This is a genomic window from Halovenus aranensis, assembly GCF_900100385.1.
Lineage (GTDB): Archaea > Halobacteriota > Halobacteria > Halobacteriales > Haloarculaceae > Halovenus > Halovenus aranensis.
On the sequence record NZ_FNFC01000009.1, the window covers coordinates 48,844 to 74,259 of the forward strand.

General features: G+C 63.3%; 26 protein-coding genes and 1 tRNA gene. 14 read left to right on the forward strand and 13 right to left on the reverse strand.

The genetic code is table 11. The features are described from left to right. Positions 1–10: 10 nt before the first annotated feature. Both BLR34_RS10230 and BLR34_RS10235 read right to left on the reverse strand, forming a co-directional pair. Positions 11–895, reverse strand: a complete 885-nt coding sequence (locus tag BLR34_RS10230) for a winged helix-turn-helix domain-containing protein (protein WP_092702659.1) — start codon at positions 893–895, stop codon at positions 11–13. Between the two features lie 67 nt (positions 896–962). Beyond that, positions 963–2,246 carry an NAD(P)/FAD-dependent oxidoreductase gene (locus BLR34_RS10235; protein ID WP_092702661.1) on the reverse strand — a complete coding sequence of 428 codons (1,284 nt, stop codon included), beginning with the start codon at positions 2,244–2,246 and terminating at the stop codon, positions 963–965. Between the two features lie 61 nt (positions 2,247–2,307). Here BLR34_RS10235 and BLR34_RS10240 point away from each other — a divergent pair, with 61 nt between their 5' ends. The 3 genes from BLR34_RS10240 to BLR34_RS10250 are packed head-to-tail and all read left to right on the forward strand — an operon-like array spanning position 2,308 to position 4,562. Next, entirely contained in the window at positions 2,308–2,499 is a 192-nt protein-coding gene (locus BLR34_RS10240) for a hypothetical protein (RefSeq protein WP_143414149.1), read from the forward strand. Positions 2,500–2,519: 20 nt separating this feature from the next. Continuing rightward, positions 2,520–3,854 carry a M28 family peptidase gene (locus BLR34_RS10245; RefSeq protein ID WP_092702665.1) on the forward strand — a complete coding sequence of 445 codons (1,335 nt, stop codon included), beginning with the start codon at positions 2,520–2,522 and terminating at the stop codon, positions 3,852–3,854. A 54-nt stretch (positions 3,855–3,908) separates the two neighbouring features. Beyond that, positions 3,909–4,562 (forward strand): hypothetical protein, encoded by a 654-nt coding sequence (locus tag BLR34_RS10250; protein ID WP_092702880.1) that lies wholly within the window; start codon positions 3,909–3,911, stop codon positions 4,560–4,562. 3 nt (positions 4,563–4,565) lie between these two features. On the opposite strand, the gene BLR34_RS10255 is transcribed toward BLR34_RS10250, so the two are convergent. Then, on the reverse strand, positions 4,566–4,913 hold the full coding sequence (locus BLR34_RS10255) for a fluoride efflux transporter FluC (protein ID WP_092702667.1): 348 nt from the start codon (positions 4,911–4,913) through the stop codon (positions 4,566–4,568). Then, positions 4,910–5,278, reverse strand: a complete 369-nt coding sequence (locus BLR34_RS10260) for a fluoride efflux transporter FluC (RefSeq protein ID WP_092702669.1) — start codon at positions 5,276–5,278, stop codon at positions 4,910–4,912. Before BLR34_RS10260 ends, BLR34_RS10255 begins: the two co-directional genes overlap by 4 nt. Positions 5,279–5,438: 160 nt before the next feature. Here BLR34_RS10260 and BLR34_RS10265 point away from each other — a divergent pair, with 160 nt between their 5' ends. After that, positions 5,439–6,512, forward strand: coding sequence for a tubulin/FtsZ family protein (locus BLR34_RS10265; RefSeq protein WP_092702671.1), 1,074 nt, complete (start codon positions 5,439–5,441; stop codon positions 6,510–6,512). Here the strand turns inward: BLR34_RS10265 and BLR34_RS10270 are convergent, their stop codons facing one another. Beyond that, on the reverse strand, positions 6,513–7,859 hold the full coding sequence (locus BLR34_RS10270; RefSeq protein WP_092702673.1) for an alkaline phosphatase family protein: 1,347 nt from the start codon (positions 7,857–7,859) through the stop codon (positions 6,513–6,515). A 312-nt stretch (positions 7,860–8,171) separates the two neighbouring features. Here BLR34_RS10270 and hemH point away from each other — a divergent pair, with 312 nt between their 5' ends. The 4 genes from hemH (at position 8,172) to hisA (ending at position 12,371) form a co-directional block, all read left to right on the forward strand. Next, on the forward strand, positions 8,172–9,221 hold the full coding sequence (gene hemH, locus BLR34_RS10275) for a ferrochelatase (protein WP_092702675.1): 1,050 nt from the start codon (positions 8,172–8,174) through the stop codon (positions 9,219–9,221). A 7-nt stretch (positions 9,222–9,228) separates the two neighbouring features. Next, the gene (gene hemG, locus BLR34_RS10280) at positions 9,229–10,587 is read left to right on the forward strand and encodes a protoporphyrinogen oxidase (protein WP_092702677.1); all 1,359 of its coding nucleotides are present in this window, start codon (positions 9,229–9,231) and stop codon (positions 10,585–10,587) included. Positions 10,588–10,652: 65 nt separating this feature from the next. Then, on the forward strand, positions 10,653–11,606 hold the full coding sequence (locus BLR34_RS10285) for a methyl-accepting chemotaxis protein (protein WP_092702679.1): 954 nt from the start codon (positions 10,653–10,655) through the stop codon (positions 11,604–11,606). A 45-nt stretch (positions 11,607–11,651) separates the two neighbouring features. Next, positions 11,652–12,371 (forward strand): 1-(5-phosphoribosyl)-5-[(5-phosphoribosylamino)methylideneamino]imidazole-4-carboxamide isomerase, encoded by a 720-nt coding sequence (gene hisA, locus BLR34_RS10290; RefSeq protein ID WP_092702681.1) that lies wholly within the window; start codon positions 11,652–11,654, stop codon positions 12,369–12,371. Here hisA and BLR34_RS10295 read toward each other — a convergent pair. From BLR34_RS10295 to BLR34_RS10320, 6 genes are all read right to left on the reverse strand, one after another. Beyond that, entirely contained in the window at positions 12,368–12,871 is a 504-nt protein-coding gene (locus tag BLR34_RS10295) for a 2'-5' RNA ligase family protein (protein ID WP_092702683.1), read from the reverse strand. The genes hisA and BLR34_RS10295 overlap by 4 nt on opposite strands. 38 nt (positions 12,872–12,909) lie before the next feature. Next, on the reverse strand, positions 12,910–13,398 hold the full coding sequence (locus BLR34_RS10300; protein WP_092702685.1) for a dihydrofolate reductase: 489 nt from the start codon (positions 13,396–13,398) through the stop codon (positions 12,910–12,912). A 68-nt stretch (positions 13,399–13,466) separates the two neighbouring features. After that, a complete protein-coding gene (locus tag BLR34_RS10305; RefSeq protein WP_092702687.1) occupies positions 13,467–14,120 on the reverse strand; it encodes a helix-turn-helix domain-containing protein in 654 nt (217 codons plus the stop codon). 97 nt (positions 14,121–14,217) lie between these two features. After that, on the reverse strand, positions 14,218–14,646 hold the full coding sequence (locus BLR34_RS10310; RefSeq protein ID WP_176765293.1) for a hypothetical protein: 429 nt from the start codon (positions 14,644–14,646) through the stop codon (positions 14,218–14,220). Positions 14,647–14,926: 280 nt separating this feature from the next. Next, positions 14,927–16,402 (reverse strand): MATE family efflux transporter, encoded by a 1,476-nt coding sequence (locus BLR34_RS10315; RefSeq protein ID WP_092702882.1) that lies wholly within the window; start codon positions 16,400–16,402, stop codon positions 14,927–14,929. Positions 16,403–16,475: 73 nt separating this feature from the next. After that, complete coding sequence (locus tag BLR34_RS10320; protein WP_092702691.1) at positions 16,476–16,736, reverse strand: glycine zipper 2TM domain-containing protein; 261 nt, start codon at positions 16,734–16,736, stop codon at positions 16,476–16,478. A gap of 95 nt (positions 16,737–16,831) precedes the next feature. Here BLR34_RS10320 and BLR34_RS10325 point away from each other — a divergent pair, with 95 nt between their 5' ends. After that, positions 16,832–18,874, forward strand: coding sequence for a prolyl oligopeptidase family serine peptidase (locus BLR34_RS10325; protein ID WP_092702693.1), 2,043 nt, complete (start codon positions 16,832–16,834; stop codon positions 18,872–18,874). On the opposite strand, the gene BLR34_RS10330 is transcribed toward BLR34_RS10325, so the two are convergent. Together BLR34_RS10330 and BLR34_RS10335 are read right to left on the reverse strand one after the other, a co-directional pair. Continuing rightward, entirely contained in the window at positions 18,852–19,100 is a 249-nt protein-coding gene (locus tag BLR34_RS10330) for a hypothetical protein (RefSeq protein WP_092702695.1), read from the reverse strand. The genes BLR34_RS10325 and BLR34_RS10330 overlap by 23 nt on opposite strands. 58 nt (positions 19,101–19,158) lie before the next feature. Further along, complete coding sequence (locus tag BLR34_RS10335; RefSeq protein ID WP_092702697.1) at positions 19,159–19,635, reverse strand: GNAT family N-acetyltransferase; 477 nt, start codon at positions 19,633–19,635, stop codon at positions 19,159–19,161. Positions 19,636–19,756: 121 nt separating this feature from the next. Here BLR34_RS10335 and BLR34_RS10340 point away from each other — a divergent pair. From BLR34_RS10340 to BLR34_RS10360, 5 genes are all read left to right on the forward strand, one after another. Further along, a tRNA-Gly gene (locus BLR34_RS10340) sits at positions 19,757–19,827 on the forward strand. Positions 19,828–20,346: 519 nt separating this feature from the next. Beyond that, positions 20,347–20,910, forward strand: a complete 564-nt coding sequence (locus tag BLR34_RS10345; RefSeq protein ID WP_176765294.1) for a GrpB family protein — start codon at positions 20,347–20,349, stop codon at positions 20,908–20,910. 422 nt (positions 20,911–21,332) lie between these two features. Further along, positions 21,333–22,364 carry a type II glyceraldehyde-3-phosphate dehydrogenase gene (locus tag BLR34_RS10350; RefSeq protein WP_092702701.1) on the forward strand — a complete coding sequence of 344 codons (1,032 nt, stop codon included), beginning with the start codon at positions 21,333–21,335 and terminating at the stop codon, positions 22,362–22,364. A 235-nt stretch (positions 22,365–22,599) separates the two neighbouring features. Continuing rightward, positions 22,600–24,246: a sensor histidine kinase gene (locus tag BLR34_RS10355; RefSeq protein ID WP_176765295.1), complete on the forward strand. Its 1,647-nt coding sequence runs from the start codon at positions 22,600–22,602 to the stop codon at positions 24,244–24,246. 126 nt (positions 24,247–24,372) lie between these two features. After that, positions 24,373–25,302: a sulfide-dependent adenosine diphosphate thiazole synthase gene (locus BLR34_RS10360; protein ID WP_092702705.1), complete on the forward strand. Its 930-nt coding sequence runs from the start codon at positions 24,373–24,375 to the stop codon at positions 25,300–25,302. Positions 25,303–25,416 lie beyond the last annotated feature (114 nt).

Genomic DNA, 25,416 nt, shown 5'->3' on the forward strand with positions numbered 1-25,416 from the left:
AACGAGCAGTTTACGAACAGCCGATGCAGGCGGTTTCGGTGACAGTCAACTCCTCGTCGAGCGTGACGTGTAGCTCCTCGGAGCCGACCGGAATCCGGACCGAAATCGTGAGTGGCTCCTCGGATTCGACGGCCGTGTACTCGTCGTCGACACACCACGGGAGCGTCCAGTACGGCCGGTCGGTCAGCGAGATGCCGTGGTCGTCGTAGAAGGAGGCGACCCGCGTCTCGTCGAGCAAGACGAGTCCGACCGGCGAACAAAGTTCGTGACGACACTGCTGACAGACGTGTTCGGCCCGAACCGACACGTCGAGACAGCAGGGCTCCTCGCGCTCGATTGTGGTCTCCATCCGACCGCTACAGACCGGACAGACGCCGTCTGCGGCCAGACAGTGGAGATGTCGGACCCGCTCGTCGAAGGCCTGTGCAATCTCGTCTGGCGTTCGGTCGGCCAGCCCGCCTGGCGGGAACGGATACTGGCCGTGGGCCTTGTCGCAGTCGTCACAGGCAATCGAGAGCTGTTCGTCGTCGTAAACGGCGACGAGCGGCCCGCCACAGCGCGTACACGACCCCTGTACGTCGAAGGGATCGATGTTGGGCTGGCGGGTAAACGTCCCGGTTCGGATGGCCCGGATGACCTGGCCGCCGGCAAACCGGAGGTCGTACCCCTCCTCGGACTTGGCGACGAACTGGTCGGTGAGCTGTTTGAGGTGGTAGTTGAACTGCGCGCTGTCCTCGAGGTCGACCCTGTCGAACAGCTCCGAGAACCGGACCGGGCGGTCCTCGGCTCGCCACAGGGCTTCGAGAATGTCGAGTCGCGTCTCGTTTGCGATGACCGAGAGCGCTTCCGCCGGCGGCACGTTGCTCTCGGACGGCCCGTCGGTCATAGAACTCATACGTTGGTGTTCGTCGGAACACCACAAAAACGTTCGCTGAAACGAATTTCAGGAGCGCTAGCGTGAGCTACCGACCATCGATATCGGCTCGGGCCGCCTCAGCGGCCTCCCGTCCGCTGTCGAGTGCGCCCTGTATCGCCGACCAGTCGGTGTACTCGCCGGCGAGATACACCGCCCCCTCGGGTGCGTCGACCGCTGGCCACTGACCCCTGAAGCCGGGCTGTTGGGAGAGTTGCGCGAACGGAATCCGGTCGGTCCTGAGCAGTTCGAGGTCGGCGAAGTTGTTCTCGGGGAACCACGAGCCAAGCGCCGCCCGAACCTCCTCGGCCAGTTGCTCGTCGGTCGCCGACTGTTCGCCCAAGAACGTTGCACTGAGCAGGCGTTTCCCCTCAGGTGCGTATTCGGGCGCGACCGCCGACAGCACCGCGACCTGATTCGGCCGCGCGTCGGCGACGTTCAACAGGAGTCGCTCGCTGCCCGCCAGATGCTGGGTCGTCGGCAGCGAGAAGTACTGGGTCACACAGCCGCGTGCCACCGTGGGAATCGATTCGACACCGGTCAGCTCCTGGCCGGTCGGCGGGTCCGTCGCCACGACCGCCGCCGCCGTCTCGATGGTCTCCGATGTCGTCTCGACGACGGCACCGTCGGCCGGGCTATCGCCGGCGGGTTCGACCGCCTCGACGGTCGTTCCCGCCTCGATTGTCGCGCCGGCCTCCCGTGCCGACTCGGCGAGTTGGGCGGTCACCGCGCCCATCCCCTCGGCGGGGACTGTCGCTCGGCTGGTCGAGAGCATCTTGAACGTGTACGCGAAGACGAACGCCGACGAGGAGAGCGACCGGTCGAGCGTGATACCACCGTAAAAGGGCGCGATGAACCGCTCGCGGAACCGCTCGGAAAACCCCCGTCTGTCGAGGTACTCGACAATGTCCATGTCGTCAGCACCGTCGAGGTCGTCGAGCGACGTTCGGGCGAGTTCGCGTCTGAGCCGGAGGATGCGGAGCTTATCACCGATTGTCACGTCGCGGTTGAGTACCGTTGCCAGCAACGCGCCGGGGTCCCGAAGCGGGTCCGACAGTGTCGTCCGCTCTCCGGGCCGGACGAGTGTCGCGCCGGGTTTGAATCCCCGGAGCGAGAGCGCGTCCAGGTCGAGTTCCCGCCTGGCCGCGGGGTAGGAGGGAAAGAGTACCTGGAATCCGCGGTCGAGGACGAACCCATCCTCGCGGTCGCTTTGGACGCGCCCGCCGACTTTCTGGTCGCGTTCGAACAGCGTTACGTCGAGTCCGGCGTCGGCGAGGTGTCGTGTGGCTACCAGTCCAGCGAGGCCGCCGCCGGCGACCACGGCATCTGTCATACCATGGATGTTAGTCCCGACCACTAAAACGGCTACGAGGAGTGCTGACAGCAATCTGTTGTTGGCTCCTGCGGGTCGCCCCGGTTCGTGGCCGGATACGACCGAACAGGGCGGCCTCGGTGACCCGACCAATTTCGACCCGGCCGCCGTTGCCCGCATCGTCGAACAGACGACCGACGATATTCTGACTGCGCTCCGAGACGATACCGACGCGGGCTGGTACATGATTCCAACATGGGACAGGCTCTTGTGAGGGCTCGCCTAACCGCGAGTATGCGAAAGCTCCCCAACAGCGTCGTCGGGGACGCACAGACCAGCGACTTCGGCTGGGAGGTGCTGACCGACCTCGTCGACGTCGGGAATCGGATGGCCGGACAGGAAGGCGAGGCCGAGGGTGCGGCCGTCGTCCGCGACGCGTTCGAACGGGCCGGGCTCCGCGAGCCAGCTATCGAGCGTTTCGACATCCCCGGCTGGTGGCGTGAGGAGGCGACGCTCACGGTCGAGACGCCACGCGAACGCGTACACGAGAGCACACACGAGGTCATCTCGTTGCCCGGCTCGCCGTCCGGTACCGTCACCGCCGAAGTCGTCGACGTCGGTCCCGGCGGGTACGACGACTTCGAGGCCGCAGATATCGACGGCGCGGTCGTCATGGCATCGAGCGAGACGCCCGACTCCGCCGAGCGCTGGATTCACCGGATGGAGAAGTACTCCAACGCCGCCACAGAGGGCGCGGCCGCCTTCGTCTTCCGGAACCACATCGACGGCGCGTTGCCGCCGACCGGCGAAGTGGGCTACGGCAACCGCCCCGGCCCGATTCCGGCCGTCGGCGTCAGCAGTGAGGTCGGGCAGCGACTCGCCCGCTACGCCGAGGAAGGCACGACGGTCACCGTCGACTCCCAGTGTCGAAACGAGCCCGCGACCTCGCGCAACGTCGCGGCACGGCTCGGCCCCGAAGACGGTGAGGCGGTGCTCGTCACCGCACACGTCGACGCACACGACATCAGCGACGGAGCGCTCGACAACGGCACCGGCTCTGCCCTCGTCGCCGAAATCGGCCGGCTTCTCACAAGTATCGAGGACGACCTCGACCATCCCGTCCGATTCGTCACCTTTGGCTCCGAGGAAATCGGCCTGCGCGGCGCCTACCACTGGGCAGAGACGCGGGACCTCGACGACGTGAAATGCGTGGTGAACATCGACGGCGCTGGCTCGTCGCGCAACCTCTGGGTCGGGACAAACGGCTTCGACGCGCTCGGAGAGGTGTTCGAGGATGTCGCCGAGACCTTCGACGCACCGCTGTCGACGCGGTCGACCATCTCGCCACACGGCGACCAGTGGGCGTTCGTTCAGGAAGGTGTGCCAGCGGTTATGGCCGGCAGCGTCTCCGAGTCTTCGGGCCGGGGCTGGGGCCATACGCACGCCGACACGCTGGACAAACTCGACAGCCGTGACCTGCGTGACCTCTCGGTCCTGCTTGCCGAGGGGGTCGCCCGTCTGGCCGACGAGGACGTGACCGTCGAAACGAGAGCCAGGAATGACATCCGCGAGACAATCGACGACGGCTACGTCCAAGAACTCAAGACAGGTGGTCGCTGGCCGTACTGAGCGAGCGCGGCGACCGACCGAAACGGTAAGGTGGATGACGACGAACTGGGAGATATGGACGACGTGGACAGCCAGGAGATGCTCGGGACTGTCGTCGAGGAGTTTCTGGACCACGAGCGCGGGACGCGTGCCCTGCTCGACGAGTTCGAGAAGCTGTCCATCGAAGGCGAACACGAGGAACTGCGCGAGCGGATTCGCGATTTCGCCGAACACAACCAGGAGGTCTTCTATACGGTCGCGCTGGCGCTGACGAACTCACAGCATTTCTTCGGCGACGTCGAGGCCCAACTCGGCGTCGGGCCGGCGGATACCCTGCGCGACCTGGCCGAAACCTACCCCTCGCTCGCCGAGCCGTTCTATCTGGTCCGCATCGAGGTCACACAGGACCGGCGCAATCCGATAACCGAACTCGATGTGACGACGAGCTATCACCGCGAGGAAGAGGTGCCCCTGGTCGCGTACTCGGCGGCCTCCGGCGGCGTCAATCTCTACGACTACAAGGGCGCGCCACACGAAGTCCTCCAGACCGCCACGTTCCTCGTCGAAGCGACCAACGACTCTCTGGAGGCCGCGCTCGCACAGAACCACTCGGTCAACACCGACGAACTGAGCGAACTCATCGACCGCCGCGAACAGCTCGAATCACAGCTCAACGCCCTGCAGGACAACATCGACGCCCTCCGGCGGAAGCCGGTCGGCGACGAGTGAACCTCAGCTTAGAACCGCGACGAGGGTCGCGCCGGCAGCGACGGCGACGGTCGCTCCCAGAAGGTTGACTGCGGCGTTTGCCACTGCCAGCCGTCGGTCTCCCGTCTCGACGGCGTGGACGGTTTCGACGGCGAACGTCGAGAAGGTGGTGAAGGCGCCACAGAACCCGACCGCGAAGACGAGCGAGAGCGGATGTGTCGCCGGAAGTGCGAGCAACGCGCCGAGCGCGAAACTGCCGAGGACGTTCACCGCGAGCGTATCCAGAAGCCGTCGCTCGACGCGCTGGCCGAGCAGATACCGCGCCCACGCGCCGAGCACGCCGCCGGCCCCGACCAGCAGAAGCTCACTCACGTCCCCCACCTCGCGACGGCGTGGCCAAACAGGACGGCCGCGAAGCCGAGAACGTAGTTCGCGGCGACGTTCGTAACCGCGAGGGTGGGCGACAGCGACACCGTTTGTGCGGCGAACGTGCTGTAGGTCGTAACCGACGAGCAGAACCCGGTCCCGACAAGCAGGTGTGTCTGAGCGCTCAGTCGATCAGCGAGGCGCCGGTCGGAGACGAGAGCACCGAGCAAGAACGCCCCGAGCGCGTTCGCCGCGAGCGTCCCCCATGGAAAGGCAGTCGGCAACGAAACCGCAAGCACGTGACGCCCAGCGGCACCGACGAAGCCGCCAACGGCAATCAGTGCGAACGCCGACCGAGACGACTGTGTCATGTCTTCGCTCTCGGGAGAGAGTGACTCGTAGCTTTCGAACGTCGGCTATGGCGAATTCCGGGGCCAACAGTGTCCCGTTGCCGACGGTCACAAAGCCAAGACACAAACACAGCTGAGAGTCAGCAACAGTTACATGGTGGGGTAGTGAAAACAAGGTCACATGCAAGTCGTCCTGATTGGGGTCGGCCAGGCCGGTGGCAAGGTGACACAGGTCCTGGCGGAGTTCGACCACGATATGGGATTCAATGCAGTGCAGGGTGCGTTCGGCGTCAACACTGCAAAGGCAGACTTACAATCCCTCAGTATCGATACGATGCTCATCGGCCAAGACCGGGTGAAAGGCCACGGCGTCGGCGGCGACAACGAACTCGCCGCAGAGATTATGCAAGACGAGTCCACAGAGGTGATGGACGCATTAGACGGCCGCATCTCGACGAGTGCAGAGGCGGTCGTCATCGTCGCCGGCCTCGGCGGCGGCACCGGCAGCGGTGGAGCGCCCGCGCTGGCCCGTGAACTCCGGCGGGTCTACGAGGTTCCCGTCTACGTCCTCGGCATCCTCCCCGGCCGAGACGAGGGCGCACTCTACCAGGCCAACGCCGGCCGGTCACTGAAGACCGTCATCCGAGAGTCCGATGCGTCCCTCCTCATCGACAACGACGCGTGGCGGAGCAGCGAGGAGACCCTCGAAGAGGGGTTCGACCACATCAACGACCAGATTGCCCAGCGCATCGGCCTCCTGCTTGCCTCCGGCGAGGCTGTCGAAGGCGTCGGTGAGAGTGTCGTCGACTCCTCGGAGATTATTAACACGCTCCGAGACGGCGGTATCGCCTCGCTTGGCTACGCCAGTGCCGAGGCGTCGGCCGACCCCGGCGAGAACGTCAATACCGTTACCAGTATCACCCGGAAGGCGCTGTTTACCGGGATGAGCCTGCCAAACGCCGTCGACGCCGAGGCCGCACTCCTCGTCGTCGCCGGTGACCCGGACCGCATTCCACGGAAGGGTGTCGAGCGCGCCCGCAAGTGGCTCGAAGAAGAGACTGGCTCGCTGCAGGTCCGTGGCGGCGACTTTCCGCTCGACAGCGATCGTCTGGCCTCACTCGTCTTGCTCGGCGGTGTCGAGCGCTCCCAGCGCATCGAGGAGTTCATGCAACGCGCCCGGGAGGCACACGAGGCCGCCGAAGAGCGCGACCCAGTCGAGGAGTTCGAGAACGACGAACTCGACGACCTGTTCTAGCTACTTGACGAGCGTGGCACCGTCGAACTCGCCGCGGTCGTACTCGATACCGAGCAGCGACAACACTGTCGGCGCGATATCGTAGAGGTCGGCGTCCTGTATCCGGGCGTCGGGATGGTCGATAAACAGCGAGGCGTCGTCGAAGGTGTGCATCCCGCTGCGGTGTGTCTGTGTGAACACGTCCGTCGTGCCGTTGAACGACGCCTTCAGGTCGAAGCCGTCGTGTGGAATCGCCACCAGGTCGGGCGCGATATCTGCGTGGTCTCCCCGGAATGCTTCCTCGGCCGTCTCGACGCGCTCGACGACCGGATTCCCGTCTGGGCCGGTCAGCTCTTCTAAGGCCGCTTTCAGCTCCGCCCTCGTCGACTCGTACTCGTCTTCGGCGACAGCGCCTCGTGGCTCGCGACCTTCTACGTTGAGATAGAACCGACCTGGGACGAGCGAGTAGGCCCGCGTCGAGTCGGCGATATCGGCGAGGTCGCTTGGCTCGTCGGTCGTATAGTCGAGCCAGCCCTCCCGCGCGAGCCATTCGTTACAGTTGACCTCGTAGTCAATCGTCGTGAAGCCGTGGTCTGAGACGACGACGAGAGTCACGTCGTCGGGCAGGGCCGCGCGTAACTCACCGATGTAGCGGTCCAGCTTGCGGTAGAACTCCATGAACGCCTCGGCGTACTCGCCGTCTTGTTCGTAGTCGCGAAGCAGGAAGTGATTGACCCGGTCGGTCGTCATAAACACGCCCCAAAACAGGTCCCAGTCGTCGAGTTCGATGTAGCGTTTGAACGCCTCGAAGCGCTTGTCAAGTGTCTCGTTTGCGTTGTCGAGAAACGCTTCCTTGTCGTCTTGATGGCCCAGATGAGCGTCGGTGTCGATGCGGTAGCCGATGTCTGTCAAGTACTCGCGGAGTTCGTTGGGGTAGGCTGCCTTGTCTAGCTCCGGTGAGAGAAAGCCAGACACCATCCGCTGGATGCCCCGCTCGGGGGGAAAGGTCACCGGAACGTTCAGCACCGTCGCCTGTCGCCCGGCGTCGTGGACGCGCCCCCAGACACGGGTCGCCTGCACGTCTCGTCCCATCGGGATGTACGTGTCGTAGGTGCCGACCTCTCTGTCAGTCGCGCCGTAGACACCGGTTTCGCCGGGGTTGACGCCAGTCGTCAGCGCCGGCCAGCACGCGTTCGAGTCCGGCGGCACGATGCTGTCGATAGCGCTTGCCGCCCCCTCGTCGGCGAGCGCACCGAGGTGTTCGAACTCCTCGAAGTGACTCGATAACAGACTGTAGGGCACACCGTCGATGCCGATGACAGCAACTCGGGGGCGGTCGTCGCCACGGAGTCGGTCGAACAGGCCCATACCACCGTTTCAGGTGTCGCCTACAAGAAGGTTGGTTTCATCGACACTCGCAGGGAGACGATTCACAGACTGAACAGTCCTCGGTCTCGGGGTCGAAGTTCTCTGGCACCACCGTCGGGTGGTCGACTGCGACTGTCTGATTGCTGGCTGCCATCACGCCTAGTATTACCGAGAGAACCGTTAAATAATTACCCATGCTCATAACTAATTTCGGTGACGGGGGTGATACACGCGAGACATATCGGGTCAGAGCGGGTTCCAGCAGCCGGGAACAAGCGACAGAACTACCTTAGTTTAGTCCAAGCCTCCCGTATGGATACCGGGATTGTCCTGCTGAACTTCGGTGAACCTGGCGAACCGGAACGGGACCGCGTCGTCGCCTATCTCGAACGCATCTTCTTCGCAAACGCGGACCTCGAGGAGGCAGACACCGAAGAGGAGGCACGGGAGCGCGCTCACCAGCTCGCACAGCGTCGCGCCCCAGGGCTGATCGAAGAATACGAGGAAATCGGGGGGTCACCGCTCAACGAACAGGCCATCGCACAGAGTGAGTTGCTCGAATCCGCCCTAGAGGAGAGGGGATACGACGTGACCACGTACAACGGAATGCAGTACACTGAGCCGTTCATCGAGGACGCCGTCGAGGCCGCCGACGAGGACGGCATGGAGACGCTCGTAGGCCTCCCAGTCTACCCGTTGTGTGGTGCCTCGACGAACGTCCTCGCACTCGACGAACTCGAAGACGCTGTCGAGGAGCAGGGCGTCGATATCGACGTTCGCGGCATCACGGGCTGGCACAAACACCCGACCTACAACCGCGTCCGTGCTGACGCTGTCTCGTCGTTTTTGACCGACAACGACATCGACCCCAACGACCCCGAGACAGCATTCGTCTTCTCTGCACACGGCACCCCCGCACACTACCTCGACGAGGGGAGCCGTTACGACATCTACGTCGAGGAGTTCTGTGAGACAATCGCCTCGATGGTCGGTATCGAGGACTACCACCTGGGCTATCAGAACCACGGGAACCGGGACATCGCCTGGACCGAACCCGAAACCGAGGACCTCGTCGAGGAACTCGACCACGACCGCGTCGTCGTCGACCCCGTCAGCTTCCTGCACGAACAGAGTGAGACGCTCTCTGAACTCGACATCGAGCTCGAAGAGGACGCAATCGGCGACGACCAGGAGTTCTACCGGGTGCCAATCCCGCACGACGACGAGCGCCTCGGCGACCTGTTCGCCGACCTAGTCGAGCCGTTCCTCGCGGATTTCGAGCCGGAGTACTACCAGTACCGGCAGTGTCAGTGCCGCGACGAACCGGGGACGATGTGTCTGAACGCACCGCGGAGCGACTAACGCCACAATGACAGAGCAACGACACACCGTCGGAATCGTGGGGGCTGGCATCACCGGGCTGGCGGTCACACATCACCTCGCCGACCGCGGCATCGACAGCGTTACGCTCGAAGCCAGCGACGAGCCTGGCGGCGTCATCTGTTCGCGCGAGGTCGACGGCCACGTGCTGGAGGTCGGGCCACAGCGGATGCGCAAGACCCCCGGCGTGGCCAAACTGGCCGAGGCCGCAGGCGTCGCCGACGCGTTCATCGAAGCCGACGAAGAAGAGCTCTACGTCTACGCTGACGGCGACCTCGGCCGCGCTCCCCTGTCGGTGTCGGCGTTTTTCCGGACGGACCTGCTCTCCTGGCGAGGGAAGCTCCGGATGGCGACCGAGCCACTCACCCGCGAGGGCCGCCCAGAGGAGACCGCAGGCGAGCTGTTCGTCCGCAAGTTCGGCCGCGAGGCCTACGAGAAGTTCATCGGCCCGCTGTACGGCGGCATCTACGGCTCGGACCCGATGGAAATGCCCGCCGCCTTCGCGCTCGATGGCCTGCTGAAACGCGAGCAGGAGGCCGGCAGTCTGCTTCAGGCCTTCCGCCAGCGGGTCGGCAACGGGCACACCGCGCCACCCGTCTCCTTCGAGGGAGGAAACCAGCGGCTCCCGCGTGCGCTGGCCGAGACCTACAGCGACCGCGTCGAGCTAGAGACACCCGTCACCACCATCGAATCCCGCGATAGCGAGAGCGTTGCGGCCGAGGAGGACGGTGGCCCGTACCGTCTCACGACGCCCGACGGCACGTACGTGGTCGACCACGTCGTCGTGACGACGCCGGCGGCCGCTGCGGGCGACCTGCTCTCGGGACTCGGCGAGGGCGTCGGCGACCTCGACGAGTTGCGATACAATCCCCTCGCGATGGCGTTTCTGGAGGCAGACCACGACCGCGTCGGGAAGGGGTACCAGGTGGGGTACGGCGAAGACGTTCACACCCTGGGCGTCTCCTGGAACGGCCGGATGTTCGGCCGCGAAGGCGTTCAGACGGCGTTTCTCGGCGGGATGCACGACCCTGAGATTCTGGAGGAGTCAGACGAGCGCCTCGGCGAAATCGCGGCCCAAGAGTTCGAAGCGGCCGTCGGTGTCCCGGCCTCGGTCATCACCGTCGAGCGCCTCGACCCCGGGTTCCCCGCCTGGGACGGGTCGTGGTGGCTGCTGGAGGACCTGGAGTTGCCCGCCGACGTGACGATGGCGACGAACTACACCGCCCGGATGGGTATTCCGAGCCGCGTCCGCGAGGCACGAGAGGTGGCCGAGACCGTCGCTGACGCGACCGACGAGACCGGCCTCCAGAGGAGCGAGCCGGCTGGGAGAGTCGCTGCAGACGACTGACTGTCCCGACTCCCCAGCGCCGTTGAGTAACACGTTTATGCCAGTGGTCGATAGCCACAACTACGATGAACGACGGGCAGACACCCGGGGAAGTGACCGACACGACGGACACTGCCGAACAGCGCGTCGCCGCCGACGGCGGACACGCCCACGAAGCGGCCGACGAAGTACAGCTGTCGCTTGCAGACTTGCAGGACTCGGCCGAGGATATCGCGGCACGCATCGCGGATATTCGAGAGGGAACACAAGAACAGTCCGAGGGAATCAAACAGGTCGCAGAGGAGGTGTCGAACCTCTCTGCATCGGTCGAGGAGATTGCGTCCTCCTCCGAAGAGGTGTCTTCGGCTGCCTCGGAGGCTCGCGAGCTCGCACAGGAAGGGCAGGAGACAGCCACCGAGGTGAGCGACTCGATGGAGGACGTGAGCGAAGCCGCAGACGAGGTTGCCGAAAACGTCCGGACGATCCAACAGCAGGTCGAGGAAATCGACGAAATTGTCGACGTCATCAACGACATCGCCGACCAGACGAACATGCTGGCGCTGAACGCCTCTATCGAGGCCGCCCGCGCCGGCGAGGCCGGCGAAGGATTCGCTGTCGTCGCCGAGGAAGTCAAATCACTCGCCGAGGAGTCCCAGGACCAGGCCGGCCGTATCGAGGACATGATTGCACAGATTCAGGAGGACACGGCGGTCGCCGTCGAGAGCCTCGACCGCAACAACGAGCGCGTCGAAGAGGGTATCGAGAACGTCGAGGAGTCGGTCGAGATTCTCGAAGACATCCACGGCGTCGTCGAGGAGGTCTCGGACGGTATCGCCGAGGTCGCGACGGCGACCGACGAACAGGCCGCCTCCACCGAGGAGGTCGCGAGCATGCTCGACGAGTCCGTCACGAGCGCCGAGGACCTCACCGCCGAGGCCGACATGGTCGTCGACGAGGTGTCCAGACACAGCGACGAAATTGACGACCTCAACCGCACGGTCGAGGACCTGCTCGCCGAGCTAGCACGGACCGGCAACTGACGAGACACCAACACCCTTTCCTCTCCAGGTTACCCACCCTCAGCTATGTTTCCCGAGTTCGAGGTGATTCCGGCGGTCGACGTACAGGACGGTCAGGTCGTCCAGCTCGTCGGCGGCGAGCGGGGTACGGAGACGACATACGGCGACCCAATGGAGGCGGCGATAGAGTGGGTCGAGGCCGGTGCAGAGACGCTGCATCTGGTCGACCTCGACGGTGCCTTCGAAGGTGAGCGCGAGAACGCGACAGCAATCGAAGCGGTGGTCGAGGCGTGTGACCTGCCGGTCCAGCTCGGTGGTGGTATCCGGACCGTCGAGGACGCAACCGACCTCCTCGACGGCGGCGTCGACCGCGTCATCCTCGGGACCGCCGCCGTCGAGAACCCCGACATCGTTGCGGCGATTAGCGACCACCATCCCGGAAGCGTGCTCGTCAGCCTCGACGCCAAAGACGGCGAGGTCGTCGTCTCCGGCTGGACAGAGGGAACCGGGCTCGCTCCGGCCGAGGCCGCACAGCGCTACGAGGAGCTGGGTGCTGGGGGCATCCTCTTTACCAACGTCGACGTCGAGGGACAACTCGACGGCGTCCAGACGGAGCCGGTCGCGGACCTCACAGACAGCGTCGACATTCCGGTCGTCGCCAGCGGCGGCGTGGCGGCCATTGAGGATATCCGTTCGCTCAGGGCGGCTGGTGCCGATGCGGTGGTCGTCGGGAGCGCACTCTATGAAGGACAGTTCACGCTCACAGAGGCACGCGAGGCGCTTTAGGCTGGAAGCGAGACGGTACTAACGGGCTGGTTGTGTTGGCCGTCCCAGAAGACCAGTTCGTCGACAGCCCACGTGATGTCGTCGATGTCACGGGACGCGACCCGTTTCGCCCGGTCGAGCGAACCGCCCCGGGCAATCGTCACGTGTGGGGAGTACTCGGGCGTTTCGACGCCTTCGACCGGCTCGAACACCGCAGCGAGGCGGCCGTGGAGGCGGTGTAGCTCCGGCGACTCGACAGCGAGATACACGACCGGCGAGCTTCCTTTCGGAACGTCGGTGAAGAAATCGATACCGGTGACGCGACACTCGAACCCCGGCTGGCCGATTATCGCCTCGCGTGCTTTCGTCTCCAGCCGGCTGTAGGACTCGTCGCCGACGAGGCGTTTGATGCCCAGCGTGTGTTCGCCCCGGGGGCGGCGGTAGGCTTCGGGCAGGTCTCTGGCGAGTTCGCCAGCTAGCTTGGCCACCTGTCCCGGAACGGGGACGTTCAGGCTGTACACGTCAGACCAGAGGGAAACGGCCTAAAAAAACACGTCGGTTACTCGTCGGGACTCGTTCGCACCCATTCCCGGAGAGAAAATCGCTCGAAGTCGGTCTCCTCGCGCAGCTCCCACTCCTCGTCGTCCCACTCCGGATAGTAGCTGTCGCCGTCGTACTCGCCGTGGACGCGGCTGAGCACCATCCGGTCGAGATGGGGCTGGAACAGGGCATAAATCGCGCCGCCGCCGAGGACGTAGACCCGGCTGGCGTCGTGTTTGCGTGCGCGGTCGAGTGTCCCCTCGACGCCGTCGACGTGGACTGCCGTTTCGGCGTCGAAACTGCGTTCGCTCCGGCTCAGCACGAACTGGGCCGAACCGGGCAAGTCCTCGCGCATCGACTCGAAGGTCCTCCGGCCGAGAACAACCGGGTGGTCGGCGACGCGACGCCTGTACTGGGCCTTGTCGGCGGGGATGCTCGGCCAGGGGAGCGCCCCGTCGTCTCCGATAACACCGTTGTCTGCGACCGCAGCTACCGAGACGAGTTCCATAGCTCGGCAGACGTGTTCGAGGTGAATAGCAGTTTCTTCCTGCGGTCGATAGCCGGGGCTGTGGCGTCTTATGCCTCCGGGTCGAACGCGTCGTAGACGGAGTTCTCGACCAGCGTCTTCACGCCTTTGCGGAGACGAATCGAGGCCGCCTGTGTCGTGATGTCGAGTTTCTCGCCGAGTTCCTGGAGCGTCGTCTCGCGTGGTACCTCGAAGTAACCGGTCTTGAGCCCCTCCCAGATGATTTCGAGCTGTTTCTGTGTTAGGCCGAACGCCTCCTCGGACATGTGGAATGTGCCGTCGCGCATCACCGTTATCTCGGTCTCGATTGGCTCCTCGGAGATGGTATCCCAGAACTCGGTAAACGACGCCTTATCGGGGAAGCTCATCTTCGTATACCAGCAGGAATTCATATTCTGTGCGTTGAGGTGAACGCCGCCGGCGTTGACCGCCGCATTGTACACCCGCTCGTCGACCGTCCCCGACCCCACGTAGATATGATACAGCGTCCGGCTGTCTTCCTGGAGAATCGTCTGCAACGTCTCGACGTGCTGGTCTGCATGTGCACGCGCCTCGAAGCGCTCGGTGTTGCCACGGACCGAACAGGTGAGCCGGAGCGGAAAACGGCTGGTCGCGGTGAGATGGCTAATATTGACCTTGATATCCGGGTACGTGTCCCGTATATCAGAGAGAACATCTCTGTTGTTTATGAACTCTACGTACATGCGTTCCTGTTGCGCTGTAGTTGCAAGTATGTTCCCCTGACTCGCTTAGACAGCCAGAACGGATAGATAACTCGAACTGTCTCACCGGAGGCGAACGCTACCACGTCAGCTCGAAGGCCGCCTGTTCGTCCGGGCCTGGTGAGGTTTCCGAGAGGTCGACAGAGCCGTCAGACAGTTGCCGCCCTGCGCCCAGAAACACACCCTTGAAATTCTCCAGCGGATACGGCGCGCCCTGTTTGATGCCGATGCGAGCGCTGTGGTCTCCCGTCTCCTCGACGACGTACCCACCCTCGTAGCCGCCACGGTGGGCATCTCTGTCGGCCTCGACGATAAACTGTAGCCCGTCGGCGACTGTCTCGATGTGGTCCGGCCACGGGGCAGCTTTTGCCTGCTCGATACCGGCTTCGGTGATAGTCTTGCTCCCGACCTCGTCTTTGACCTGGTCCATCGCTTTCGCGTAGTTTAGCGCATCGTGCCAGGAATTCTCGGAGATGCTGTCTACGTCGAGGTCGTTCTCAGCGAACATCTTCCTCGTCTTTCGTTCAAACACTGGCGAAACTTTGCCAGTACTCTCTACAAACGCGAGAATGTACCGGCCAACTATCTCAGTTCCCTGTTGCATGCATCTCATACTCCGAGGGTATGTCATTTAAACTGCCATTTTTAATACTAAACTATAGCTGTGAAAACATGTTTGCTTCGATGGAGATGACAGTTAGGGCGTACGAATTCCTCGCAGACAGACCTCGGACACGCCACGGACCACCAGTGAACGAGTCACCGAACCGCCGTGTCGCTGAAGACTGTCAGTCGTCGGTGTTCACCTCGGTCTCGGAGTCGGCCTGGAGGCCGCTGCTGGACTCGCTTTGCTCGGTGCTGGCGGCACCTGTCTCGTCGACAGCGTCGTCATCGATAACGCCTTCGGCCCACCGACCGAGACTGAACCAGAAAGCGGCCAGCAAGAACGTCACGAAGGCACCGATGGCAAAGGAGGCCCAGACGCCGATGACGCCGAGGTCGAGCGCGGCAATCTGGAGGTCGAGAACGGGGACCGTGATGGTAAACGAGAACGCAAGCGCGAGCGCGATAGGGATGCGAAACACCCAGCGCGCCAGTACTGACAGTGCCATCGCGACTTTCGTCTGGCCCGCGCCGCGGAACGCGCCCTGAATAACCATCGTCCCGCCGAAAAAGCCCCAGAACGGGGCGATGACAGTGAGGAAGGTGCGTCCCTCGGCGACAGTATCGGCGCTGTCGTCGAACAGCCCAATCAGGAACTCCGGGACGAGGATACAGATACCGCCAGCGACAAATAGCATCGCCATCGTTCCCGCTGTCGCGACCCACGTCACGCGCCTGGCGCGGTCGGGCGTGTCCGCGCCGAGGTTCTGTCCGACACCGGTCGCGGCGGCTTGGCCGACGGCGCCGGCGACCGACCAAGTGACCGACATCAGCCGGATACCGATGCCGTAGGCGGCGATGGCGGCCGTTCCGAATGGGGTGACGAATGCGGCCATCGCCACCGATGCGAAGCTCCGCGCCCAGCCGTCGAGTGTCGCCGGATAGCCAACATCGACCAGTTTCTTCAACAGCGTCGGGTCCGGCGCGAGGTCACGCAGGTAGAGTTTCACGCCGAAGCCGCCACGGAGCAGGATGACGATACCCGTTCCGGCCGCGAACGCTCTGGCGACGAACGTGGCCCAGCCGGCACCGCGGGTCCCCATCTCGGGCAACGGCCCCCAGCCGAGGATGAAAAACGGGTCGATAATTACGTTCATCCCCGCCGAGATGAACACAAGCCACATCGCCGTCCGCGTGTCGCCTGCGCCCTGGAGTGCAGCCCGGAAGGCGAAGAACAGAAATGTCAGCGGAAGTGTAAGAAAAATGACTTCGATGTAGGCAAGCGCCGCGTCGAAGACCGCATCCTCTGCGCCCATCAGCGCCAGTAACTCCTCGCGGAAGAGAAACCCGAGCGTCGCGAGGACTGCCGAGACGCCAAGCGCCAGTAACACGGTTTGAGCGACGACGTGGTCGGCTTTGCGGCGGTCGTCCGCGCCAACGTACTGCGAGACGAGCGCGATGGTCGCGGCTGTCAGCCCTACCGCCGTCGAGACGAACATCCACGACAGCGGAAACATCAGAGAGACACCCGCCACGGCGTCAGAGCCGACGCGACCGACCCAGAAGATATCCGCCAGGTTGTAGGCGGTCTGGAGGAGGTTCCCCAACACGAGCGGCCACGACAGTGCCAGCACCTTCGGGGCGATTGCCCCGGTGGTCATGTCGATACCTTTGCGTTCGGTTGCCACTGGCTATATCTTGGGTGGCATCACTATCAAACCGGCGCTTGTCGGCCTAGTCGTCTGTCGCGGACTCGCGGAGCTGCGAGAGTCGACCCTCGTCGTCGCCTTTCTCGGTGTCGTCGGACCCCATCTCCTCGAAGACGCCGCTGATGTCGTGTCGTTTCTCGCCGACGAGTGCGCCCAAGAGCGCGCCGGTCGCACCGCCAGTACTCGCGCCGTTGCGACTCACGAGTCCGCCGAGGAATGCGCCGATTGCCGCGCCGATTGCCGCGTACCGTGCGCGTCGGAACGCGCCGATAAGTCGTTCTTTCATATATGTTGGTACGTCAACCGCGTATAAAACGATTGCCTCAACTCTCACAATCCGACACCACAACAGCAAAGAGCCTTCTCACACCACCAATACCCATGTCAACTTACCCCACGACAGAGCGCGAGCCCGTCACCGACACCCTCCACGGCGAGTCCATCGAGGACCCGTACCGTTGGCTCGAAGGCGACGACGACCGCGTCGACGAGTGGGAACAGCGACAGAACGAATACACCGAGACGGTCATCCAGACCGACCGCCGGGCATCGCTCGAACCGGCCTTCGAGGAACTGGGCTGGCGCGAGAACTACTTCCTGCCGACGGTTCGGGGCGGGCGGTACTTCCAGCGTATCGAACCAGCCGAGGCCGAACAGCCACGGCTGACCGTCCGGGACGAGCCCGACGGCGACCCCCGGACGCTCGTCGACCCGACAGACCTCGACGAGACGGTTTCCCTGCAGTGGTTCGAGCCGAACTGGGACGGGACGCTCGTCGTCTACGGACTGATGGATGCAGGAACCGAACAGTACGACCTCCGAGTCCTCGATGTCGACGCTCGCGATGTCGTCGACAGTATCGACGATGTCGGCCGCTGTAACGGTGCATCCTGGGACGACCGCGGGTTCTACTACAGCGCGACCGGCGCTGCCGACGAGGGCGGCCAGCTTGACAAGCAGCTCCGATATCACGAACTCGACGGTGAGGACCGACTCGTCACTGCCGACTTCGACCCCGAGCGGTGGCCGGCGGTGCAGGTCGGTCCCGAATCAGGTGTCGTCCTCGTGACTGTCGGGGAACTCGGCACCGACAGCGAACTCTTCGCGCTCGACGACGGCGACCTCAAGCCGGTCTTGACCGACCTCGATGCACCGCTTACGCCGACGCTGCAGGAGGGACGGGTCTACGTCCACACGACCGCAGGCGCGCCGCGTGGACGGGTGCTCGCCCACGACGCCGCCACGGTTGCCGACGCTTCGGAACTCGACGATTTCGACACAGTCGTCCCCGAGTCCGCCGACACGATTCAACAGCTCGCACCTGTCGGCGACGGCGTCGCAATCCACCGGATTCGGGACGCGAGTTCGGTCGTCTCGCTGCACGAGGCCGACGGGACCGAGCGCTACGAGCTCTCGCTCCCGGAGTTTGCTGGCATCCCCCGAGGCGGCCTCGGGAGCAACCGCGAGTCAGCCGAACTGTTTTGTTTCCTCCAGGGACTCGACAGACCGACGAGCATCATCCACGCCGAGACAGGACCCGACGCCGGGCCTGACGGCTGGGCGGTCCTCCAGTCGCCGACACTGCCCGAGGCACTCGACCCACAGCAGGGGCTCGATTTGACCGTCGAGCGCCGCTGGGTCGAGTCCACCGACGCCGCCAGCGTGCCCGTCTACGTCGTCCACCGCTCGGATATCGACCTCGACGGTGACGCGCCGGCGGTGTTGTACGGCTATGGTGGCTTTCGTATCCCGCTGTTGCCGAGCCTCGACCCCTACCGGCTGCCGTTCCTGCGAGACGGCGGCGTTTTCGCGCTGGCGTGTCTGCGCGGCGGCTCCGAGTTCGGCGAGGAGTGGCACGAACAGGGCGCCCGTGAACACAAAGAGCACACCTTCGATGACTTCGAGGCCGTCGCCGAGGACCTCGTCGAGGCAGGCTACACCAGCGCGGACCGCCTCGCGGGCTGGGGTGGCAGTAACGGCGGGCTGACCGTCGGCGCGGCGCTCACCCGTCGCCCGGACCTGTTCGGGGCACTCGTCTGTTCGGTCCCGCTGCTCGATATGCTCCGCTTTCATACGTTCCTGCTCGGCCAGGCCTGGACCGGCGAGTACGGCTCGCCCGAAGACGAGGCGGCCTTCGAGTGGCTGCGGTCGTACTCGCCGTATCACAACGTCAAACAGCGACCCTATCCGGCGACGCTGTTCGCAACCGCCGCCGGCGACACGCGGGTCCACCCCTCCCACGCCCGGAAGATGACTGCCCGACTCCAGGAAGCAACGACGGGCGAGGACCCGATCTGTTATCACAGCGTCGAAGAGACCGGCCACGGGACCGGGACGCCCACCTCGCTGGAGATAGAACAGACGCTCGATAAGTGGGCGTTCGTCTACGAGACACTCGACGTTAGCTCCGATACCGGAAGCTGACGACCGTCGTCATCGCGTCTCGGCCCTCGGTGGACTCCGTCGAGACATCCAGCCCGAGGACGTCCGCCTCGTCGACGACCTCGTGTGTAATCGCACGGAGTTGTTCGGCACTTGCCTCGTCGTCGAGTATCTCGATTCGGAGTTGTCGTCGGTTCCGGGTCACGTCTGCAACGTCGTAGCCTTCCGATTCGAACGCGTCTCTGAGGTCTGCATCGACTCCTGACATACCCCTGTCTTCACAGAGTGGCTACTAAAATCCCTACCCGGCGGCGACCGCCACGACGCTACACCTCGCGGGCGACCATCTCGCCCCAGCCCTCGAAGCCCCACCGCTCGTAGAACGCCTGCGCGCGGTCGTTTTTCTTGTCGACATCAAGGACCAGCCTATCGAGCGGGAGTGACTGCTCGCGGGCGAGCGCGAGCGCCGCCTCCATCAGCTCGTCTGCGACCCCGTCGCCCCGGAACGCCGGGCGGACGTAAATCTCGTTGAGGACGGCCGCGTCCCAGATGTACGCGAGCGACTCGGGGAGGACGAAGACGTAGCCCGCGAGTTCGCCGTCGCGCTCGCTGACCTGAACGGCCCGCTCTTGCTCGGCGACACAGCGCCGGACCCAGTCGAGATACTCCGCCCTGTAGTCGGCGTCGAGTTTGCCCTCGTAGGCGTCGGCTTTCGCCTCGTCGCCCGTCGAACTGCCGAGTTCGCGTTCGAACCCGCGTTTGAGTTCCCAGAGCGCCTCGGCGTCGTCGTACGGTCGGACCATGGTCGACCGCTGGCTCCAGAGGGCCAAGAGTCTTCCCGCTCGTCCGGCACCCCCCAGCGCGACTGCTCGGGTGACAGCGAACAGAAATTCCCTTAAAGGTGGAACTGGTACGGGTAGATGCGCGCGGTTGGTCTAGTGGCAGGACCTGAGCCTTCCAAGCTCATGGCCCGGGTTCAAATCCCGGACCGCGCACTACCACTTTTTGCTTCCTCGGGTTTCCTCACTCACTACGTTCGCTGCGGGAGCAGCGTGGCGGCTTCGCTGCCACGACATTCAGTTGCGGGCCGCCGGCCCGCAACTCGCTCGGTCGCAAAAACCTGGGGAAAAACTCTCTCGGCCCTCACTGCGTTCGCGCCGAGTGAACCGCGCCTTCGGCGCGGACATAATGAATGAGTATATAATCAATGGATAGCGGTGTGGACTGACCGTCAAAGAAACTGCCAGATTTGAATGGTGTCCGTACTGATATGCAAGCTACAGGGTGGGGGTCTTCCATGACAGTTCACCCGACATTCCGGGGACTGAAACCCGGAAGAGACTGATTCCACGACTTGCTGCCCAAACCAATGGACGGGTATCCACTCTCAACGACCTTACCGCTGGACTATCCAAAACATTTAAATACATTGGGTACGAAATGGTAAGTAGGTAGTAAATTAAACTCAAACGATTAATTTTTTCCGGTAGCAGATGCTACGTTCTCGTCCAGCAATGGACCCCGACGAAGATATTACACTGCTTGAAGATCCGGTCTGGACAGAGAAATATAAGCGCGAGGAGGAACGGCTGCAGGCGGCTGCTGAAGAAGGACTGCTCGGCGTTCACCACGTTGGAAGTACTTCGATTCCGGACGTGCCCGGCAAACCTGCACTGGACGTACTTGTCGCCTTCGACTCGTTTGAACATATGGATGCGACGGCAGAACGAATCGAAGCGAAACACGAAGAGTTTGAGCGGTTCTCCGCGACGGACACCTCAATACTGCTTATAAACTGGGCCGACGACTATGCTGTCTTCCACAGGATGCACACGATGGACGACGAAGAGAAGATCAGAAACCAGATTCTTTTCCGTGACTACCTTCGCAATCATGCCGATGCACGCAGGGAGTATGAAGAGGTCAAGCGTGAAGCCGTCGAGAACCACGCCGACGACCCTGGCGATTACACTAAGGCAAAGACAGATGTCGTTACTGACTTGATCCAACGAGCAGAAGCGGCAGGCTACGAGGAGCGTCTTCCGGACTACCTTCAGACATCACAGCCTTCGCAGTAACGACACGGCTGCCGCCGCAAAGTATCGACTACCGGGCACGAGCAGGGTTGGCGTGCCCGGTAGTAGTGTCGTTGTCTCGAATACCCATGGGGCTACGTTCATTCTGGATGAAGACATAGCAGTCCGATACCAGAAAACCGAGGGCTCGGCACTCATAGAGTCGTCAATGTTGACCTGAGTTGCTGTATAGACACAGCAACTGCGAAGCTGATTCAAACGATTCGAGGTGGTATAAACGGTTACAGACCGTAGAATCTTCTGCATATTTCCCCGATTTAGTTACGGATTTCAGACAAATATCCATTCGTAGCGGTATGTACACTCCCTGTACTGAGCGGGTTTGTCGGACAGAGGGTCGCCGACCGAGCGGAACTGTCCACAGTTCGTGAGGTATATACACCGACCTCGTAAATCAGTAGACAATGATATCGGTAGGCATCAACGGCTACGGAACCATCGGAAAACGCGTCGCAGACGCCGTTCGCGCCCAGCCAGATATGGAGGTCGCCGGGGTCGCCAAGACCCGACCGAACTTCGAGGCCCAGAGCGCCGTCGAGAAGGGCTTCGACCTGTACGCCGCAATCGAAGACCGAAAGCCCCGCTTCGCCGAGGCGGGCATCGACCTCGCGGGCGACGTCGAGGAGCTCGTCGCGCAAAGCGACATCGTCGTCGACGCCTGCCCCTCGGGCATCGGTGCCGACAACGCCGAGATGTACCGCGAGTACGACACCCCCGCACTCCTGCAGGGTGGCGAGGACAGCGACGTGGTCGACGGGAGTTTCAACGCCCGCTCGAACTACGACACGGTCGAGGGTGCCGACCTCGTGCGCGTCGTCTCCTGTAACACGACGGGGCTCTCCCGGCTGGTCGCGCCGCTACAGGAGTCCTACGGCATCGAGAAGGTTCGCACGACCCTCGTGCGTCGTGGCGGCGACCCGGCCCAGTCCGGACGCGGCCCCATCAACGATATCCTCCCGAACCCGGTGAGTCTCCCCTCCCACCACGGCCCGGACGTGAACACCATCTTCCCCGAACTTGACATCGACACGCTCGGACTGAAGGTGCCGGCCACCCTGATGCACATGCACAGCGTGAACGTCACGCTCGAATCCGAGCCGACCGCCGAGGAAGTGCGCTCTCTTCTCGACGACCAGCGCCGGACGTTCGTCATCCCCGAGTGGCTCGGCCTCGACGGCGCCGGAGCTATCAAGGAACTCGCACAGGACGCCGGACGACCCCGTGCCGACATCTGGGAGAACTGCATCTGGGGCGAGTCGATTTCGATGGAGGGCTCTGACCTCTATCTGTTTCAGGCGATTCACCAGGAGTCGGACGTGGTCCCCGAGAACGTCGATGCCATCCGCGCCGTCCTCGGCGAAGCGAGCCGGGAGGAAAGCATGGCCACGACCGACGAAGCGATGGGTCTCGACGCGCCACTCGCGAGACGCGAATAACCAGCCGTTTTTTCGGTATTAGCAACGGTGACGAGAGACGTCACCGTCATTGCGTCTGCGTCATTTTTATTTTCGATAATGGAAGTGTGTGCTCGACGAGCGAAAGAATGGCTTTTCAACCTTTCTTACCGGGTATTATGCTGTATTGGCGACAGCGGAGATACCGAAGTTACGTATTATCAAGCGTGAGACTATAACAAAGGAAATAAGTCACAACGAAGGTTCGAATATGGGTATGGTGGGGGCTGGCGCGATTCTCATACTGGCTACCGTCGCAATCGGGACAGTACTCGTTGCTGGCCTGGCGACTTACGCACACTACAACGCGACCGTTCCGGCCGCGGCGGAGTTCCGGAACCTGCAGGTCGGGTGTACGCTCTGGGGCCTCAGCGAGTTAGCGGTGTATCTCTCTCCGTCGACCGGGGCAGTGCTCGACGGTCTCTACACCGCCCGTCTCCTGTTTGCTGGCCTCACGGCCGTGCTGGCAGTCGTCTTCGTCGCCGAGTACACCCAGTCTGACCTGTTGACTCGGCCGTCGGTCCGTCGGTTCCTGTGGGGAGGTTTCAGTGCGATGCTGCTACTGTGGGTGACGAATCCGATGGAGTTGGCCTACAGTGACCTCGCCGTCGAGTCGTTTCAGGGCCTCAATCTCGTCACGCCTTCGTTCGGTCCCGTTCTCGTCTGTTATTTTCTGTTCATCTATGGCTTTTATTTGGCGACGTTTGCCGTGCTGGGGCTGTTCCTGCTCGACTCGGCGAATGTCTATCGCAAGCAAGCGGCCCTGATTTTCGGCGCGTTTTTTATCGTCGTCGCTGGGACAATCCTGTTTATCGTCGGTGGTGTCCCGCGCGAGGGCGTCGACCTCGGCATCGTGTTCAACGCGTTTGGCGGGCTGGCAATCTGGGTCGCAATCTCCCGGTACGAGTTCCTGAGGGTCGTGCCCCTGGCTAAGGAGTCAATTGTCGATACGGTCACCGACCCGGTGTTGGTCTTCGACCAGGACGACAGGCTCATCTACTCGAACGCGGCGGCCGGGCAAATCGGCGTCGATGCAGATGACCGCGACAGGCACGCTGACGACCTCGTTCCCGGGCTCAAGGCGGCGATGACCAACGGCAAGGTCATCCACCAGCACGGAGAGGAGACCGCCGTCGAGCGCGAGCGGGTGTTCGAACCGGCCGCCGAGGAACTGGTCGACCACCACGGGCGCGAACGCGGCCGAGTGGTCGTCATGCGCGAAGTCACCGAGCGCCATCGCCGCGAACAGCGCCTCGACGAGTTTGCCTCCATCGTGAGCCACGACCTCAGAAATCCGCTAAACGTCGCGAGCCTCCATATCAACCTCGTCGAGGAGACCGACGATACCGCCCACCTCGACGACGCCGCGAACGCGCTCGACCGGATGGAGGAACTCATCGACGACCTGCTCACCATCTCACAGGCCGGTTACGCGAGCGCCGAAACAGAGCCGACACCGCTTGCCCAGACCGCACAGGCCGCCTGGAGCAACGTCGACACCGGCGACTGCGCTCTCGAAGTGGCGACGAAGGCCACTGTTGTCGCGAACAAGAGCCAGCTTCAGGAACTGTTCGAGAACCTCTTTCGAAACGCTATCGAACACAACGAGACGCCGGTGACAGTCAGCGTCGACACGCGCGGCGACGGCTTCGTCGTCACCGACGACGGTGCGGGCATCCCCGAGGACCGACGCGAGTCAGTATTCGACCCCGGCGTGAGCAGTGCGGAAGGTGGCACCGGCCTCGGGCTCTACATCGTCCGACAGATTGCCGAGGCCCACGGCTGGACTGTCACCGTCGGCGAATCCGCCGAGGGCGGCGTCGAGTTCGCGTTTGCGGCCGGCGAACGGACGCTTCTGGCGTAGCTCACATCCTACCGAGATGGTGGTGTGACGATTAAAATAGTCCCGGGTAGCGCTGCTGCTACCGGAATCCAGTCGGTTCCCGAAAGCAGAACCCATATTAACAACCAGGTAATACAACTTGGTGTTATGGAGGAATTCGACCAGTTCAGCAACGTCGGCGAAGCGGACGTAACGCGCGCAATCGGGCAGGAGTGGACAGAGGAGTTCATGGACTTCTCGGACTCGGATGTCATCATCGTCGGTGGCGGCCCGTCGGGGCTGATGGCAGCCAAAGAGCTGTCAGAGCGGGGCGTCCAGACGATGGTCGTCGAAAAGAACAACTACCTCGGGGGCGGTTTCTGGCTCGGTGGCTTCCTGATGAACAAGGTCACCGTCCGTGACCCGGCACAGACGGTTCTCGAAGACCTCGAAGTCGATTACAAGCGTTCACAGGACAGCGAAGGGCTCTACGTCGCGAACGGCCCCGAGGCCTGTTCGGGCCTCATCAAGGCCGCCTGTGACGCCGGCGCGAAGATGCAGAACATGACCGAGTTCACCGATATCGTCATCCGCGAGGACCACCGCGTCGGCGGTATCGTGATGAACTGGACGCCGGTTCACGCGCTGCCCCGGGAAATCACCTGCGTCGACCCCATCGCCGTCGAAGCGGACCTCGTCATCGACGCGACGGGCCACGACGCGATGGCTATCAAGAAACTCGACGAACGCGGCGTGCTCGACGCGCCCGGCATCGGCGACGCCGAAGCCGACGCGACGGGTATGGACCAGACCGGCGACGAGTCCTACGGCGCACCCGGTCACGACTCGCCCGGCCACGACTCCATGTGGGTCGGTCAGAGCGAGGACGCCGTTGTCGAACACACTGGTCTCGTCCACGACGGCCTCATCGTCACCGGAATGGCGACGGCGACGACCTACGGCCTGCCTCGCATGGGCCCGACCTTCGGTGCTATGCTCGTTTCGGGCAAACGCGCCGCACAGGCCGCGCTCGATGAACTCGGCGTTGACGCCGACCCCGTCGAGATGACTTCGCGCGCGACGCCGGCCGACGACTGATACGGATTTTGCGAGTCTGTCCCGCCGTGACAACAGCAGACGAGTTTCACACGATGTGAGACGACAATTCGTGTGACGTGGTCACGAAGCGTACCGCAGTAATCAGTGTGGTAC

What these genes read in the sequence shown, in the direction of transcription:
- hisA (WP_092702681.1), top strand. Translation starts at nt 11,652, where the DNA reads ATGTTTCCCGAGTTCGAGGTGATTCCGGCGGTCGACGTACAGGACGGT.
- BLR34_RS10235 (WP_092702661.1), bottom strand. Translation starts at nt 2,246, where the DNA reads ATGACAGATGCCGTGGTCGCCGGCGGCGGCCTCGCTGGACTGGTAGCC.
- BLR34_RS10355 (WP_176765295.1), top strand. Translation starts at nt 22,600, where the DNA reads ATGGTGGGGGCTGGCGCGATTCTCATACTGGCTACCGTCGCAATCGGG.
- BLR34_RS10320 (WP_092702691.1), bottom strand. Translation starts at nt 16,736, where the DNA reads ATGAAAGAACGACTTATCGGCGCGTTCCGACGCGCACGGTACGCGGCA.
- BLR34_RS10345 (WP_176765294.1), top strand. Translation starts at nt 20,347, where the DNA reads ATGGACCCCGACGAAGATATTACACTGCTTGAAGATCCGGTCTGGACA.
- BLR34_RS10330 (WP_092702695.1), bottom strand. Translation starts at nt 19,100, where the DNA reads ATGTCAGGAGTCGATGCAGACCTCAGAGACGCGTTCGAATCGGAAGGC.
- BLR34_RS10360 (WP_092702705.1), top strand. Translation starts at nt 24,373, where the DNA reads ATGGAGGAATTCGACCAGTTCAGCAACGTCGGCGAAGCGGACGTAACG.
- BLR34_RS10245 (WP_092702665.1), top strand. Translation starts at nt 2,520, where the DNA reads ATGCGAAAGCTCCCCAACAGCGTCGTCGGGGACGCACAGACCAGCGAC.
- BLR34_RS10350 (WP_092702701.1), top strand. Translation starts at nt 21,333, where the DNA reads ATGATATCGGTAGGCATCAACGGCTACGGAACCATCGGAAAACGCGTC.
- BLR34_RS10305 (WP_092702687.1), bottom strand. Translation starts at nt 14,120, where the DNA reads ATGTACGTAGAGTTCATAAACAACAGAGATGTTCTCTCTGATATACGG.
- BLR34_RS10250 (WP_092702880.1), top strand. Translation starts at nt 3,909, where the DNA reads ATGGACGACGTGGACAGCCAGGAGATGCTCGGGACTGTCGTCGAGGAG.
- BLR34_RS10270 (WP_092702673.1), bottom strand. Translation starts at nt 7,859, where the DNA reads ATGGGCCTGTTCGACCGACTCCGTGGCGACGACCGCCCCCGAGTTGCT.
- BLR34_RS10335 (WP_092702697.1), bottom strand. Translation starts at nt 19,635, where the DNA reads ATGGTCCGACCGTACGACGACGCCGAGGCGCTCTGGGAACTCAAACGC.
- BLR34_RS10315 (WP_092702882.1), bottom strand. Translation starts at nt 16,402, where the DNA reads ATGACCACCGGGGCAATCGCCCCGAAGGTGCTGGCACTGTCGTGGCCG.
- hemG (WP_092702677.1), top strand. Translation starts at nt 9,229, where the DNA reads ATGACAGAGCAACGACACACCGTCGGAATCGTGGGGGCTGGCATCACC.
- BLR34_RS10265 (WP_092702671.1), top strand. Translation starts at nt 5,439, where the DNA reads ATGCAAGTCGTCCTGATTGGGGTCGGCCAGGCCGGTGGCAAGGTGACA.
- BLR34_RS10230 (WP_092702659.1), bottom strand. Translation starts at nt 895, where the DNA reads ATGAGTTCTATGACCGACGGGCCGTCCGAGAGCAACGTGCCGCCGGCG.
- BLR34_RS10285 (WP_092702679.1), top strand. Translation starts at nt 10,653, where the DNA reads ATGAACGACGGGCAGACACCCGGGGAAGTGACCGACACGACGGACACT.
- BLR34_RS10260 (WP_092702669.1), bottom strand. Translation starts at nt 5,278, where the DNA reads ATGACACAGTCGTCTCGGTCGGCGTTCGCACTGATTGCCGTTGGCGGC.
- hemH (WP_092702675.1), top strand. Translation starts at nt 8,172, where the DNA reads ATGGATACCGGGATTGTCCTGCTGAACTTCGGTGAACCTGGCGAACCG.
- BLR34_RS10325 (WP_092702693.1), top strand. Translation starts at nt 16,832, where the DNA reads ATGTCAACTTACCCCACGACAGAGCGCGAGCCCGTCACCGACACCCTC.
- BLR34_RS10310 (WP_176765293.1), bottom strand. Translation starts at nt 14,646, where the DNA reads ATGTTCGCTGAGAACGACCTCGACGTAGACAGCATCTCCGAGAATTCC.
- BLR34_RS10300 (WP_092702685.1), bottom strand. Translation starts at nt 13,398, where the DNA reads ATGGAACTCGTCTCGGTAGCTGCGGTCGCAGACAACGGTGTTATCGGA.